Below are 14,535 nucleotides of genomic sequence, written 5' to 3'. Positions count from 1 at the left end.
AACTCTCGCCGATCGACGGCCCGCGGAGCAACCTCTTACCGACTTCTCCACAGGCCTGTGACGTGTTGAGCAAATTTCCGAAACGACATATCCGCTCTTCACCGGCGACTGCACCCTGATCGCCGCCCCCGAGATCCGCCGATAGGTGTAAGGGGTCACTGTCCTCCTCAGCGGTGAGAGGTCGCGGTCCGAGGGGAGGACTCCCGTGCCCGGCACTTCACCGGACAGTACGACGAGACGGCTTTATCCAGGCCATACCTTCGAATCGGAAGGTGGCGGCAGGGGGCTTCCACCGCATCACAAGAGGGCAGGCCCGTCATGGGGAACGGAGATACAAGGGTGCGGGGCTTCGCCGCGCGGGCCGGCGGCTGGAGCGCCCGGCACCGATGGGCCGCCGTGGGCATATGGGTGCTGTTCGTCGTCCTGGCCATGGGGATCGGCTCGGCGGCCGGCACCGTCGAGGTCAAGGAGAGCGACCAGCTCGGGGGCGAGACGCATACGGCCGCCAAGATCATCGAGGACGCCGGGATCGAGGAGCCGGCCAGTGAGACCGTGCTCGTCCAGGCGAAGGACGGCTCGCTCAAGGCCACCGACCCGGAGTTCAAGGCCGCGGTCACCGCGATCGTCTCGGCCGTCGGCAAGACCGGCCGGGTCACCGACGTGACCTCGCCCTACGACACGCGGACGATCTCCAAGGACGGCCGCAGCGCGCTCGTGCAGTTCGACATGCGCGGCGACTCCGACACCGCGGGCGAGCGGGTCCAGCCGGTTCTCGACGCCGTCGCGGACGTGCAGAAGGAGCACTCCTCGCTGCGGATCGAGGAGATCGGCGGCGCCAGCATGATGAAGACGTTCGACGACGCGTTCGGCGACGACTTCCAGCAGGCCGAGTACTCCGCGGTGCCGGTGGCGCTGGGCATCCTGCTGATCGCCTTCGGCGCGCTGGTGGCGGCGCTGCTGCCGGTGGCCCTCGCGGTCACCGCGATCATGGCGACGATGGGTCTGATGAGCATCGTCAGCCACTTCCAGCCGATGGACGACACCGCGAGCTCGGTGATGCTGCTGGTCGGTCTGGCCGTGGGCGTCGACTACTGCCTGTTCTACCTCCGCCGGGAGCGCGAGGAGCGGGCTGCGGGACGTGATCCGGAAACCGCTCTCAGGATCGCCGCGGCGACCAGCGGCCGCGCCGTGATCGTCTCCGGTGTCACCGTGTGCGTGGCGATGGCGGGCATGCTGTTCACGGGGCTCGCCACGTTCGAGGCGATGGGTCTGGCCTCCTTGATGGTGGTCGCGGTCGCCATGGTCGGCTCGGTGACCGTGCTGCCGGCGCTTCTGTCGCTGCTGGGCCACCGGGTGGAGAAGGGCCGGATCCCGTTCCTGCACCCGGACAAGCGCCGCAGGAACGGCAATGGCGGCCGTGCCGCGCAGGGCAGCCGGTTCTGGAGCGCGGTGCTCAAGGTCGTCCTCGCCAAGCCCGGCGTCTCGCTGGTCGTCGCGGCCGGCGCACTGCTCGCGATCGCCGCTCCGGCGGTCGGCATGAAGACGCAGAACCTCACCCTGGACCAGGAGTTCGGCGACTCGCTGCCCATCGTGCAGACGTACAACCGGGTCAACGAGGCCTTCCCGGGCGGCTCCGAGCCGGCCGAGGTGATCGTCAAGGCGGACGACATCAACGCCCCGGACGTGCAGGCCGCGCTCCAGGCGTTCAAGGAGCGGGCCGTGACGTCGGGCGCCTCCCGGGGTCCGGTCGAGATCAAGCTGCACGACGCGCAGAACATCGCGTACGTGTACGTGCCGCTGGTCGGCGGCTCGGATCTGGACAAGGCGGGTGCGAGCCTTGCGAAGCTGCGCGACGAGGTGCGGCCCGCCACGCTCGGCACGGTGGACGGCGTCCAGGCGCCGATCACCGGACAGGTGGCCGGTTCGCAGGACTTCAACGACCAGCTGGCCGGAGCGGTCACCCCGGTCTTCGCGTTCGTCGTGGTCTTCGCGTTCCTGCTGATGCTGCTGTCGTTCCGCTCGCTCACGGTCGCGATCACCTCGATCGTGCTCAACCTGCTGTCGGTGGGCGCGGCCTACGGCATTCTCGTCGCGGTGTTCCAGCACGGCTGGGGAGCGTCGCTGGTGGGCGCGGAGGGCGTCGGCGCGATCATCACCTGGCTGCCGCTGTTCCTGTTCGTGATCCTGTTCGGTCTGTCGATGGACTACCACGTGTTCGTCGTGTCCCGGATCCGCGAGGCGCGGCTGCGGGGGCGTTCGACGAACGAGGCCATCGAGCACGGCGTGGTCACCACGGCGGGTGTGGTCACCAGCGCCGCCGTCATCATGGTCGCCGTGTTCGCGATCTTCGGCACGCTGTCCATGCAGTCGATGAAGCAGATGGGCGTGGGTCTCGCGGCGGCGGTACTGATCGACGCGACGATCATCCGCGGTGTGCTGCTGCCGGCCGTGATGGCGCTGCTCGGCGAGCGCAACTGGTATCTGCCGAAGTGGCTGCACTGGCTGCCGGACCTCACGCACGACGAGTCGCCCGAGGCCCTCGCGCCGGTGGCGCGGGACGACGAGGGCCGGCCGGTGCGGGTCTGACGCCCTGCCGGGCCAGGTGAATCGCTCGTCCTGAAGGCCCGTCGGCTCCCCCGGGAGTCGGCGGGCCTTCGCCGTGCCCGGTTCAGCCGCGCGTCCTGGCGAGTTCGGTCTCGACGAGGTCGGCGGCCCGCGGTGTGCCGCCCTCCGCGGCCATGTCCGCCTGGAGCGCCGTGAGCCGGCGGGCGACCTCGGGATCGTCGACCAGTGCGAGGGCGGCTTCGCGCAGGGCCTCGGCCGTGGCGTGCGCCGTGTCGATCCGCCGGGCCACGCCGAGCCCCTGGAGGACGTCCGCGTTGCCGAACTGGTCCACGGCCTGCGGGACGGCGATCATCGGTGTGGCGGTGGCCAGCCCTTCCTGGCTGCCGCCGGCGCCGGCGTGGGTGACGAACAGGTCGGCCTGCCTCAGTACCGCCAACTGCGGGATCCAGGACCGCACTTCGACGGAGTCGGGCACCTCGCCCAGCACTGCCGGGTCGACGCGCGCGCCGATCTGGAGCACGAGGCGCCAGCCGGGCAGGCCGCCGAAGGCCCGTACGCACTCCCGGTAGAACTCCGGCCGGTCGGTGAAGGCCGAGCCGAGCGAGACGAGCACCACCTTCTCGGCGTCCGGGGGCCGGGTCCACTCGCCTTCGGCGGCCCGGTCGCCCTGGCAGCCGCTGACGAACGTGTGCACCTTCTCGTCGACCCGGTCGGCGTGCGGCTGCAGCGCCCTGGGGATCAGGACGAGGGAGCGGTCCGGACGGCCCACGAAGGGGTCCGGGTGCCGGTCGATCCCGTTCTCCTCCAACCAGGCCTGGAAACGGGCGTAGTAAGCCTTTCCGCGTGCTGTCTTTCTCGGTTCGGCCCACATCGGTTCGGCGACTTCCTCCTCGTACCCGTCCCAGGCGACGAGGTTCGGCGAGAGGGAGACGGCGGGGACGCCCCAGCGGTGGGCGAGGACGCGGGCCGGATAGGAGGTGATGTCGTGCAGCACGAGGTCGGGTTCGTCGCCGTCGTAGGCCTCTGTCAGCTGGGGCAGTGCCTGGACGGCGTCGGCCAGGAAGAGCTCGACGTGGTCGAGGAGGGTGGTTCCCCAGGCGGCGGGGTCGTCGTTCGGTGAGGGCAGGACGGAGTGCCAGGGCTTGACCTCGGCTCCGACGCCGGCGGCCTTCTCGGCGAGGTCGGGCGGTATCGCGTACGTCACGCGGTGCCCGCGGGCGACGAGTTCGCGGATCACCTCGAGGCTGGGGTTCACGTGGCCGTGGGCGGCGATGGAGAACATGGCGATATGAGCGGGGCGAGTGGTCATGCGCCGACCGTAGACGAGACGATACGTATCGTGCAATCGAAATCGAGGTGTGCTCCCCGCCGGAACGCAGGCCGTGCACGCGGACCGTACGCGCGGCCCCGACCTGCCGGAACGGGCCGCCGGCCGAATGCGACACTGGCCGTCGGACGGTCTGATCACGCCGCCGGCGGGGCCGGACGGCGACGGCACGGAGGCGGACGATGGACGAGGCGCGGGCGCGGGACGTACTGGCCGCAGCGGGGGTGCTCGCCGGCCCGGCGGCACACGCGCGGCTGCTCGCCCTGGGGGAGAACGCGGTGTTCGCCGCCGGCGGCCTGGTGGTGAAGGTGGGCCGGGACGCCGAACTCCTCGAGCGGGCCCGCCGCGAGCTGGACGTCGCACTCTGGCTGGCCGAGGCGGGTGTGCCCGCGGTGCGGGCGGCCGAGCCGGAGCCCCTGCTGGCCGAGGGGCATCCGGTGACGGTGTGGCACCGGCTGCCGGACCCGGTACGGCCGGCCGGTCCACGGGACCTGGCCGGGCTGCTGCGTCTGGTGCACGCTCTGCCCGCGCCCGCGTTCGCCCTGCCCCCACGGGATCTGCTGTCGGGAGTCGAACGCTGGCTGCGGCTCGCGGGCGACGCGATCGACCCGGCCGACGCGGCCTTTCTGCGCACACGGCGCGACGGCTTCGCCGGGGCCGCCTCGGCGCTCACCCCGCGGCTGCGACCCGGCCCGATCCACGGCGACGCGCTGGCGCGCAATGTGCACATCGGCCCCGACGGTCCGGTCCTCGTCGATCTGGAGACCTTCTCCGCCGATCTGCGCGAGCACGACCTCGTCGTCATGGCGCTCTCCCGCGACCGGTACGGCCTGCCCGCCGAGGACTACGCCGCCTTCACCGAGGCCTACGGGTGGGACGTGCGGGAGTGGGAGGGCTGTGCGGTGCTGCGGGGCGCGCGCGAGACGGCGAGCTGTGCCTGGGTCGCCCAGCACGCGCCGACGAACCCGGACGCCGCCGCGGAGTTCCGGCGCCGGGTGGCGTCGCTGCGCGACGGGGACGAGACGGTGCGCTGGCACCCGTTCTGAGGACGGCGCCCCCTGCCGGAACGGGACGCCGAAGGACGCTCCTCCTGCCGGGGACCCCGGCGAGGGCGGCGGAACTCCCGCCCTGAGCCCGGCCGCGCCTCACACCCTGGGGCTGTCGGCCGGCTCCCGCACCGGCCAGGAGCCGTCCACCACCGCTTCCGCGTCGCCCTTGCGGCGCAGGAAGCTCTGGAAGTCGGCCGCCCACGCGGCGTACCACTCGATCTGACGGCGGTGCAGTTCCGCCGGGCCGAGGCCCGCGACCTTGGGGTGGCGGTCCGCTATCGCCCCGGCCAGCCGGGCGGCGGCGAGGGCGTCGGCGGAGGCGTCGTGCGCGGAGTCGAGGCGGACGCCGTACTCGGCGCAGACCGCTTCGAGGTTGCGCTTGCCGCGCCGGTAGCGGTCGACCGAGCGGTCGATGGTGTACGGGTCGACCACCGGCGCGGGGTCGAGGCCGCCGAGGCGGGCGCGCAGCGAGGGCAGCCGGTGGCGGCGCAGTTCGGCCGACAGCAGCGTGAGGTCGAAGGCCGCGTTGTAGGCGACGACCGGGACTCCGGTGCGCCAGTAGCCCGCGAGGACGTCGGCTATCGCGTCCGCGACCCGGTCGGCGGGAGCGCCTTCGGCGGCCGCCCGCTCGTTGCTGATCCCGTGCACCGCCACCGCGTCCGCCGGGATCTCCACGCCCGGGTCCGCCAGCCACTCGCGGTGTCCCAGGACCTGCCCGCCGCGGACCTCGATCACGGCTGCTGTGACGATGCGCGCCTCGCGCGGGTCCGTCCCGGTGGTCTCCAGGTCGAAGCCGATCAGCAGCTCCTGGTGCCAGGCCATCTCGGCCCCCCTTCTCGGTGGTGCTTCCCCCAGTGGTCCCCACCTTCCCATGGCCCACTGACAACCAGAGGGGCGCACTCCGCTTCCCGGGGAGAGAACCGGACGTTTCAGGACACCGGCCGCGAGTCCGCCCAGGCCAGCTCGAACTCCTCGCGGTAGGCCGAGAAGAGTCCGGCCTCGTCCGCCTCGCCCGGCTTGACCACCCGGCTGCCGCCCCGCAGCACCAGCACCGGCGCCTCCATGCCGCGCATGCGCCGCAGATAGGACTGGATCACCGCGATGCCGTCGGCGCCGTCGCCGTCGACGAGGTAGGCGGTGAAGCGGGGCGTCTCGTCGTACACCTGGATCTGGAAGGCGCCGGGGTCGCGCAGCCGGGAGCGGACCCGGCGCATGTGCAGGATGTTCATCTCCACGGCGCGGCTCAGCTCGCCGCGTTTCATGCCGAGTTCGCGTTCGCGGCGCTTGACTGCGCTGGACGCGGGGTTGAGGAAGAGCAGCCGGACGCGGGCGCCGCCCTCGGCGAGGCGGACGAGGCGGCGGCCGGAGAAGTTCTGCACCAGCAGGTTGAGGCCGATGCCGATGGCGTCGATCCGGCGGGAGCCGTCGAAGATGTCCTCGGCGGGGAACTGGCGCAGCAGCCGCACCCGGTCGGAGTGGACGGCGACGACGTCCGCGTACCGGTCGCCGACCAGGTCCTCGACGGCGTCGACGGGCAGCCGGCGCGCCGAGGGCACGTCGCCGCTGGTGCCGAGCATCTCCAGCAGGCGTGCGGAGGCCCGTTCGGCCTGGTTGAGGACGGCCTCGGACAGCGCCCGGTTGCGGGAGACGACGTTGCGGGTCACCTCCAGCTCGTCGAGGGCGAGTTCGACGTCGCGGCGGTCGTCGAAGTACGGCTCGAAGCAGGGCCAGTGCTGCACCATCAGCTCGCGCAGCTGGGGCAGGGTGAGGAAGGAGACGACGTTGTCGTCGGCCGGGTCGAGCAAGTAGCCCTTGCGGCGGCTGACTTCGCGTACCGCGACGGCGCGCTGCACCCATTCCTGGCCGGCGGGCCCGGCCGCGGCGACCACCCACTCGTCGCCGTGGACGGGTTCGTAGACGGGGCGCAGCACGGCGGCCACGACCGCGCGCAGCCGTTGCTCGACGAGGTTCAGCCAGATGTAGGCCCGTCCGGCCCGCTGGGCGCGGGTGCGTACCTCCCGCCAGGCTTCGGTGTCCCAGTCCAGCTCCGGTCCGATGGCGTTCGTCTCCATCGGCCGGGCCAGGGACACCGTGCCGGGCGGGACGTCTGCGGAGCCCCCCTCGTGACCCTCGTCACCAGGGGGCAGCTCCAGCCCTCCCGAGCCCACCCGCGCACCGCCTTCCGCTCCCCCGAGCTCTCCCCGTCCCAACGATCAAGGAAGGGTACTCCGGGAGCGGCGGGCGGTGCAGCCGGATGGACAGGTCGTTTCTCAACTACCGTTGTTCGGCTGTCCGTTCTGTCCCGCGAGGGCGGAGGGAGTGAGCGGGTTCATGGCGGTGACGTCCCTGGGGGCGAGCGAGAAGCCCTGCCAGTGGACCGGCATGGGCTGCTGGTCCTCGTCCCGGGCGACATGGTGGAAGCCCACGTTCACCCAGGCCACGGGGTGGGTGAGGGCCTGGCCGTTCACCCACTTGTCGACCGAGTACCCGTGCAGCGGGCTGCCGCAGGCGCGCACGTTGTTGCTGGCGTACTGCTCGCACTTGTTGTACTGCGTGAAGTACACGTCGTGCTGGGTGAAGGGGCGTCCGGGGTACTTGGAGGTGGCGCCGGGGACGAACTCGTAGGAGCGGGGGTGGCCGTCCTTGTTCTTGCCGGTCGCGCTGACCACCCGCCACCAGCGCAGGTTGGCGGCGTCGCCGGCGAGTTCCTTGGTGACGGCGGTGCGGGTGGTCCTGGTGGTCGGGCCCTGTGCGCCGGCGGGCGGGCTGACCACCGAGTCGTACTGCTCCACCCTGCCGGTCGAGGAGCCGTCGAGACCGAAGTCGAGCCGCCAGAACACGTTGTGGTTGTGGCTGGTGGCGTAGGCCTTGGCGCCCTTGCCCAGGGGCCAGCCGCGGCCGTCGCCCGCGTCGTAGTCGAAGGGCGAGAGGCTGCCGGTGGCGCCGACGTTCATGTTGATCGCGCCGTCGTCGGAGAAGCGCCACTCGGTGATGTACTCGTACCAGCCCACCTTGTTGACGGTGTAGATCAGCAGGTCCTTGCCCTGGGCCTGGAAGACCTTGTTGCCCGTGTCGGCCTGCATGCGGTAGGCGTGTCCGCGCGAACGGGTCGTCGTGCACAGGCCCTTGACGTTGGGGCTGCCGGTGAACGAGTCGGGGACCTTCACCGTCCTGATGGTGCCGCCGGGGCACTCGGCGGGGGTCATGTTGACCAGGCCCGAGCCGAAGTTGTAGTCGGTGATGTCGTTGTACTCGTTCTTGCCGTCGTCGTACGGCACGTGGATCTGGGCGATCTTGGCGCTGTTGAGGACGCGGATCGGCTTGGCCTCGCCGGGCGGCTGGTAGGAGACCTTCTCGAGGACGAGCCCGGACTTGGACTCGAAGCGCCAGCACATGCGCCAGGTGGTGCCGGTGGACAGCTTCTGTTCGATGCGGTAGGCGGCGCTGCAGTCGGCGGCGGCGGCCGCGGGGGCGGCCTTCGGCCGGGCGGCGGCCGGGCCGGCGCCGGCGACCGCGCCGGCGGCGAGCGTCGCCGCACAGAGGCCGACGGCCGCGCCGGTGCGGGCGGCGCGCTGCGACCGTGGGCCGCGCTTCAGAAACGGAACGCGCATGACGACATGACTCCTTTGCATCCCTCTGCAGGAGGCAGGCGGGGCGACAGGTGAACGGACGGACGGGCGTGGGCGGGCGTGGAGCCCACGCGCAGGTTCGGGACGGTGCGGGGCCGGCTCAGCCGGTGAGGCGGGCCACCTTGCGGGCGCTGAGGTCGATCACCAGGCTCCGGGTGTCGATCCACGGTCCGTTCTTGACCTTCGACAGCAGCCGCACACAGCGGTGTTCGCCGCACTCGGCGAGGGCGGCCGGGCCCGCGCCCGGCGTCGCCCGGTACACCATGCTGGCGAGCTGCAGCTGGCCGGGGGAGGTGAGGGCCTTGCCGGTGGCGTCCTTGAAGTCGGCCTTGAGGCCGGCGCCCAGCGGGTCGGCGATCAGCAGGGCGGCCGCCTCGTTCTGTTCGGCGGTGCCGAGCGGCGGCTGGACGCCGTGCTGGGAGCCGGTGGCCTCGACCTTGCCGGTGGCGAGGTTGACGGTCTTGGTGACGAGCGTGTCGGTCCCGTAGTCGTAGAAGGACACCTCCGCGCGCCGGGGCGCGTCGGGGTCGTCCACCTCTACCGCCTCGGGGTCGGCGAGGTCCACGCCGAGGCGCTGGGGGCCGCGGTCGCCGTCCACGTCCCTGGCCGCGGCGAGCGGCTGCTGGTTGAGCGCGATCTTCTCGACGCGCGCGATCTCGTCGTCGGTCAGCGGGTCCCGCCCGGTGCCCTTGGCGCCCTCGGCGGGCGCATCCTCGACGACGCCGGGCCGCACCGCCGCGGCGTCCCCCTGCCGCCCGTCGGCCGCCTGCCCGGCGCTCTGTCCGTTCTTCCCGCCTGCCGTGTCGTCCGCCCCCGCCGTGCCCGGGAGGGTGATCCCGACCATCACGGCCGTCGCGGCCACCGCTATGGCCGTACCCGCCACCACCTTGCCCAGGTGGCGGCGCACCGTCGTGCGCACAATCTCCCCCTACTCCCCCTGCTGCCCGGGAGTACGTCTGCCCCAAAGGTCGTGCACGCGGCGTTCGTTTGTCTCCGCATGCACCGGTCATTGGGTAAGAGGGGCGTAAGTCACGGGTGGTTCCCTCAGATTCCGGGAGACTCGGGCGGCAAGGCGACCCCGCCGCGGCGGCACACCTGAAAGAGTCGTATCCATGCAGGTCTGGCCTGGAGAGGCGTATCCCCTCGGTGCCACGTACGACGGCGCCGGCACGAACTTCGCGGTCTTCACGGAGGCCGCGGACCGAGTAGAGCTGTGTCTGCTGCACGACGACGGCTCGGAGACGGCGGTGGAACTACGGGAGAGCGACGCGTTCGTCCGGCACGCGTACGTGCCGGGCATCATGCCGGGGCAGCGGTACGGCTTCCGGGTGCACGGCCCCCACGACCCCGGTCGCGGGCAGCGCTGCAACTCGGCGAAGCTGCTGCTCGACCCCTACGCGAAGGCGGTCGCCGGCGCGATCCGGTGGGGGGAGGAGGTGTACGGCTACCACTTCGGCGCGCCCGAGCGGCGCAACGACCTCGACTCGGCTCCGCACACGATGACGTCGGTGGTGGTCAACCCGTACTTCGACTGGGGCGACGACCGCAGGCCGCGCACCGACTACCACCAGACGGTGATCTACGAGGCGCACGTCAAGGGTCTGACGATGCGCCACCCGGGGCTGCCCGAGGAGCTGCGCGGCACCTACGCGGCGCTGGCCCATCCGGCGGTCCTCGAACACCTGACGGAGCTCGGGGTGACGGCCCTGGAGCTGATGCCGGTGCACCAGTTCGTCAACGACCACCGGCTGGTCGACATGGGGCTGAACAACTACTGGGGCTACAACACGATCGGCTTCTTCGCCCCGCACAACGCGTACGCCTCCTGGGGCGACCGCGGCCAGCAGGTGCTGGAGTTCAAGTCGGCGGTGCGGGCGCTGCACGAGGCGGGCATCGAGGTCATCCTCGACGTGGTCTACAACCACACCGCCGAGGGCAACCACCTGGGGCCCACGCTGTCCTTCCGGGGCATCGACAACCCCTCCTACTACCGGCTGTCGGAAGACCCCCGCTACTACACGGACACCACCGGCACCGGGAACTCGCTGCTCATGCGGTCTCCGCACGTGCTGCAGATGATCATGGACTCGTTGCGGTACTGGGTCCTGGAGATGCACGTCGACGGGTTCCGCTTCGACCTCGCGGCGACCCTGGCGCGCCAGTTCCACGAGGTGGACCGGCTGTCGTCGTTCTTCGACCTGGTCCAGCAGGACCCGGTGGTGTCCCAGGTGAAGCTGATCGCGGAGCCGTGGGACGTGGGCGAGGGCGGATACCAGGTGGGGAACTTCCCGCCGCTGTGGACCGAGTGGAACGGCAAGTACCGCGACACCGTGCGGGACGTGTGGCGGGGCGAGGCGCGGGCGGTGGGCGAGTTCGCGTCCCGGCTGACCGGCTCGTCCGACCTGTACCAGGACGACGGACGGCGCCCGCTGGCCTCCATCAACTTCGTGACCTGCCACGACGGGTTCACCCTGCACGACCTGGTGTCCTACGACGACAAGCACAACGAGGCCAACGGGGAGGACAACCGGGACGGCGAGAGCCACAACCGGTCCTGGAACTGCGGCGTGGAGGGCGACACCGACGATCCCGCGGTGCTGGGGCTGCGGGCCCGGCAGATGCGCAACTTCATCGCCACGCTGATGCTCTCCCAGGGCGTGCCGATGCTCAGCCACGGGGACGAGTTCGGGCGCACCCAGAAGGGCAACAACAACGCCTACTGCCAGGACAGCGAGCTGGCCTGGGTCGAGTGGCCGCAGGACGGCAGCGAGCTGCTGGACTTCACGCGCGCGCTGGTGCGGCTGCGCAGGGAGCATCCGGTCTTCCGGCGGCGCCGTTTCTTCCACGGCCGGCCGGTGGAGGGCACCCATGACGAGCTGTCGGACATCGCCTGGTTCACGCCCGGCGGGACGGAGATGGCGCAGCGGGACTGGGACCGGGCGCAGGCGTCCGCGCTGTCGGTGTTCCTCAACGGCAACGCGATCTCCGAGCCGGGTCCGCGCGGCGAACGGATCACCGACGACTCCTTCCTGCTGATGTTCAACGCGACCGCCAAGACCCTGGAGTTCGTGGTGCCGGCCGAACACGGACGGCAGTGGCAGGTGGTCGTGGACACGGCGGACCCGGCGTCCGTGGCGGCCGGAGCGGGCGCCAAGGTGCAGGCCGGAGCGCGGCTGACGCTGCCCGACCGGAGCATGACGGTGCTGCAGCGGCCGACGTGAGCCGCCCCCGCGGCACGGGGGCGGCGGCCCGGCACGGGAGCGGCGCCGGACCGGCGCGGGGACGGCGGTGCCGGGGCGGGGACGGCGGTGCCGGGGCGGGGACGGTGCACCGGCGCGGGGGCGGCCGACGCCGGCGGAGGGACGGACCCGGCCCGCTCCGGTGGAGGACGGCGGTGACACGAATCGCGGCGGGGCGGGTACGTAGGGTGTCATGACCCCTGAGCGACGTGACGCCCCCGTTCCCGTGCCGCCCACGGCGACCTACCGGCTGCAGCTTCAGCCCGGGTTCCCCTTCGGGGCCGCGGCGGCGGCCGTGCCGTACCTGGCCTCGCTCGGCGTCTCGCATCTGCATCTCTCCCCCGTCCTGGAGGCCGTGCCGGGCTCCCTGCACGGCTACGACGTCACCGACCCCACGCGCGTGCGTGCGGAGCTGGGCGGGGAGGAGGGACTGCGGGCGCTGGCGGGCGCCGCGCGGGAGCACGGCCTCGGCCTGGTCGCGGACATCGTCCCGAACCACATGGCGATGTCCCCGCGCCACAACCGGCCCCTGTGGGAGGTGCTGCGGGAGGGCCCCGACTCGCCGTACGCACGCTGGTTCGACATCGACTGGGAGGCGCAGGACGGCCGGGTCCTGCTGCCCGTGCTCGGCGGTCCCGTCGGCGGGGAGCTGGAGCACCTGCGAGTGGACGGCGACGTCCTGCGCTACCACGAGCACGTCTTCCCGCTGCGCGAGGACACCGGCGGGCTGCCGCTGCCGCAGTTGCTGGACGCCCAGTGGTACCGGCTCTCCTGGTGGCGGCTGGCCCGCACCGAGCTGAACTACCGGCGCTTCTTCAGCATCTCGGAGCTCATCGGGGTGCGGGTGGAGGACCCGGTGGTGTTCGAGGCCACCCACGGCACGATCCTGCGGCTGCTGCACGAGGGCGTGCTCGACGGCCTGCGCGTGGACCATCCGGACGGTCTCGCCGACCCGGACGGCTATCTGGAGCGGCTGCACGAGGCGAGCGGCGGCCGGTGGACGGTCGTCGAGAAGATCCTCGCGGACGGGGAGCGGCTGCCGGACTCGTGGCCCGTCGCCGGCACGACCGGCTACGACGCCCTGCGCCGCGTCGACGGCCTGTTCACGGACCCGGCCGGGGCCGCCGAACTCCTGACCCGCTACCGGCGCTTCGCGGCCCCGCGGACGGACCGGGGCGGTGACTGGGCGGCGACCGTGCGGCGGGCCGCCCACGAGGTGATCTCGCACGAGCTGGCGGCCGAGACGGACCGGCTGACGCGCACCGCCTCGCGGGTGTGCGCCGCGTCGCCCGACCCCGCGCTGCGCGACCGCGCACCCTGGGCGCTGCGCAAAGCCCTGGTGGAGCTGCTGGTCCGGATGGAGGTCTACCGGCCCTACGCCTCGGGCGACCCGGCGGCCGTCGTCACCGAGACGGCGGCCCGGGAGGCGCGGCAGACGTTCGCGGTGCCCGAGGAGGCGGGCGCGGTCGACGTGGTGCGGGGCCTGGTGCTCGGCGGACGGGACCGGGCGGGGGCGGAGTTGCGGGCGCGGTTCGCGCAGACGTCGTCCGCGCTGCGCGCCAAGTCGGTGGAGGACACGGCGTTCTACCGGTACGTGCCGCTGCCCGCGGCGAACGAGGTGGGCGGCGACCCCGGCTCCCCCGGCGTGTCGCCGGCCGCCTTCCACGCGTACTGCGCGCGCGTGCAGCGCGACTGGCCCGCCACCGGGACGGTCGTGTCGACGCACGACACCAAGCGCAGCGCCGACGTGCGCGCGGCGCTCGCCGTGCTCACCGAGTGCCCCGGGCGCTGGTCCGGTGTCCTGGAGGAGGTCACCCGTGCGCAGGGGGGCACGGTGGACGGGCAGCTGGCGTGGGCGGCCTGGCAGACGGTCTTCGGGCTCGGCCCGGCGGCGGCGGAGCGCGTGCAGGAGGCCGTGCTCAAGCACGCGCGCGAGGCGGGCCTGCACACGAGCTGGACGGAGCAGGAGCCGCCGTACGAGGACGCGGTGGCCGCGTTCACGGCGACGGGACCGTGCGGGCCGCCCGGTGAGCGGGTGGCCGCGCTGCGCCGCGTGCTGGCGCCGCACATCCGGGCGAACGTGCTCGGCACGGCGCTGGTGCATCTGACGATGCCGGGCGTGCCGGACGTCTACCAGGGCGCGGAGTGCGAGTCCCGGACGCTGGTCGACCCGGACAACCGGCGCCCGGTGCGCTTCCCGCCCGAGGAGCCCGACACCAAGGCGGCCGTGACCGAGGCGGCGCTGTGGCTGCGCCGGCGGCGCCCGGACGTCTTCGGGGAGTCGGCGACGTACGAGCCGCTGCCCGCCGAAGGGGCGGCGGCGGACCACTGTCTGGCGTTCGCGCGCTCGGGCCGGGCGGTCACGGCCGTCACCCGGCTGTCGCTGCGGCTGGCCGAGACGGGAGGCTGGCGGGAGACGCGGCTGGCGTTGCCTCCGGGACGCTGGGCCGACGCGCTGGCCGGGGAGCGGGAGTTCAGCGGCCACGCGCGCGTGGCCGACCTGTTCGAACGGCTGCCGGTGGCGCTGCTGGAGCGGATCGGCTGACCCGGCGGGACGGTGCGCCGACGGCGGAACGGGCGGCCTTCGCGACGGGCGGCCGGACGGCCGGGGCGCGCCGCCCGGCGGCGGGACCGGGGGCCGGGCGGCGGCGAAAGGCGCGTACGTCCGCGCGGGCATCGAACACCCGCTCTCGCGGCCCGGCCGTCGGCTCGCCGCTCTCCGCCGG

9 protein-coding genes are annotated in these 14,535 nt (G+C 72.6%); 4 read left to right on the top strand and 5 right to left on the bottom strand.

Annotated elements, in window-relative coordinates; translation table 11 throughout:
* Window positions 1-318: 318 nt before the first annotated feature.
* On the top strand, window positions 319-2,586 hold the full coding sequence (locus ACH4ZA_RS04605; RefSeq protein ID WP_398427970.1) for an MMPL family transporter: 2,268 nt from the start codon (window positions 319-321) through the stop codon (window positions 2,584-2,586).
* Between the two features lie 82 nt (window positions 2,587-2,668).
* Here ACH4ZA_RS04605 and mgt read toward each other — a convergent pair whose 3' ends face one another.
* Window positions 2,669-3,874 (bottom strand): macrolide-inactivating glycosyltransferase, encoded by a 1,206-nt coding sequence (gene mgt / locus ACH4ZA_RS04600; protein WP_398427968.1) that lies wholly within the window; start codon window positions 3,872-3,874, stop codon window positions 2,669-2,671.
* Window positions 3,875-4,074: 200 nt separating this feature from the next.
* Between mgt and ACH4ZA_RS04595 the strand changes: the two genes are divergently transcribed.
* Window positions 4,075-4,938 carry a phosphotransferase enzyme family protein gene (locus ACH4ZA_RS04595; RefSeq protein ID WP_398427966.1) on the top strand — a complete coding sequence of 288 codons (864 nt, stop codon included), beginning with the start codon at window positions 4,075-4,077 and terminating at the stop codon, window positions 4,936-4,938.
* Window positions 4,939-5,037: 99 nt separating this feature from the next.
* Here ACH4ZA_RS04595 and ACH4ZA_RS04590 read toward each other — a convergent pair whose 3' ends face one another.
* The 4 genes from ACH4ZA_RS04590 to ACH4ZA_RS04575 all read right to left on the bottom strand — a co-directional run bounded on the left by ACH4ZA_RS04590 (window position 5,038) and on the right by ACH4ZA_RS04575 (window position 9,489).
* Window positions 5,038-5,763 (bottom strand): 3'-5' exonuclease, encoded by a 726-nt coding sequence (locus ACH4ZA_RS04590; RefSeq protein WP_398427964.1) that lies wholly within the window; start codon window positions 5,761-5,763, stop codon window positions 5,038-5,040.
* Window positions 5,764-5,870: 107 nt separating this feature from the next.
* Window positions 5,871-7,109, bottom strand: a complete 1,239-nt coding sequence (locus ACH4ZA_RS04585) for an SAV2148 family HEPN domain-containing protein (protein WP_398427963.1) — start codon at window positions 7,107-7,109, stop codon at window positions 5,871-5,873.
* Between the two features lie 102 nt (window positions 7,110-7,211).
* Window positions 7,212-8,552: a copper amine oxidase gene (locus tag ACH4ZA_RS04580; protein WP_398427962.1), complete on the bottom strand. Its 1,341-nt coding sequence runs from the start codon at window positions 8,550-8,552 to the stop codon at window positions 7,212-7,214.
* Between the two features lie 118 nt (window positions 8,553-8,670).
* Window positions 8,671-9,489, bottom strand: a complete 819-nt coding sequence (locus tag ACH4ZA_RS04575; protein ID WP_398427961.1) for a Tat pathway signal sequence domain protein — start codon at window positions 9,487-9,489, stop codon at window positions 8,671-8,673.
* A 193-nt stretch (window positions 9,490-9,682) separates the two neighbouring features.
* Here ACH4ZA_RS04575 and glgX point away from each other — a divergent pair, with 193 nt between their 5' ends.
* Both glgX and treY read left to right on the top strand, forming a co-directional pair.
* Window positions 9,683-11,791: a glycogen debranching protein GlgX gene (gene glgX, locus ACH4ZA_RS04570; protein ID WP_398427959.1), complete on the top strand. Its 2,109-nt coding sequence runs from the start codon at window positions 9,683-9,685 to the stop codon at window positions 11,789-11,791.
* Between the two features lie 211 nt (window positions 11,792-12,002).
* Window positions 12,003-14,354 (top strand): malto-oligosyltrehalose synthase, encoded by a 2,352-nt coding sequence (treY, locus tag ACH4ZA_RS04565; RefSeq protein WP_398427958.1) that lies wholly within the window; start codon window positions 12,003-12,005, stop codon window positions 14,352-14,354.
* The last annotated feature ends 181 nt before the right edge of the window (window positions 14,355-14,535 follow it).

The organism is Streptomyces sp. NPDC020597 (assembly GCF_044335095.1).
Taxonomy (GTDB): domain Bacteria; phylum Actinomycetota; class Actinomycetes; order Streptomycetales; family Streptomycetaceae; genus Streptomyces.
Note: the sequence above shows the minus strand (reverse complement) of the source record. Positions and strands in the feature narration are given on the sequence as shown.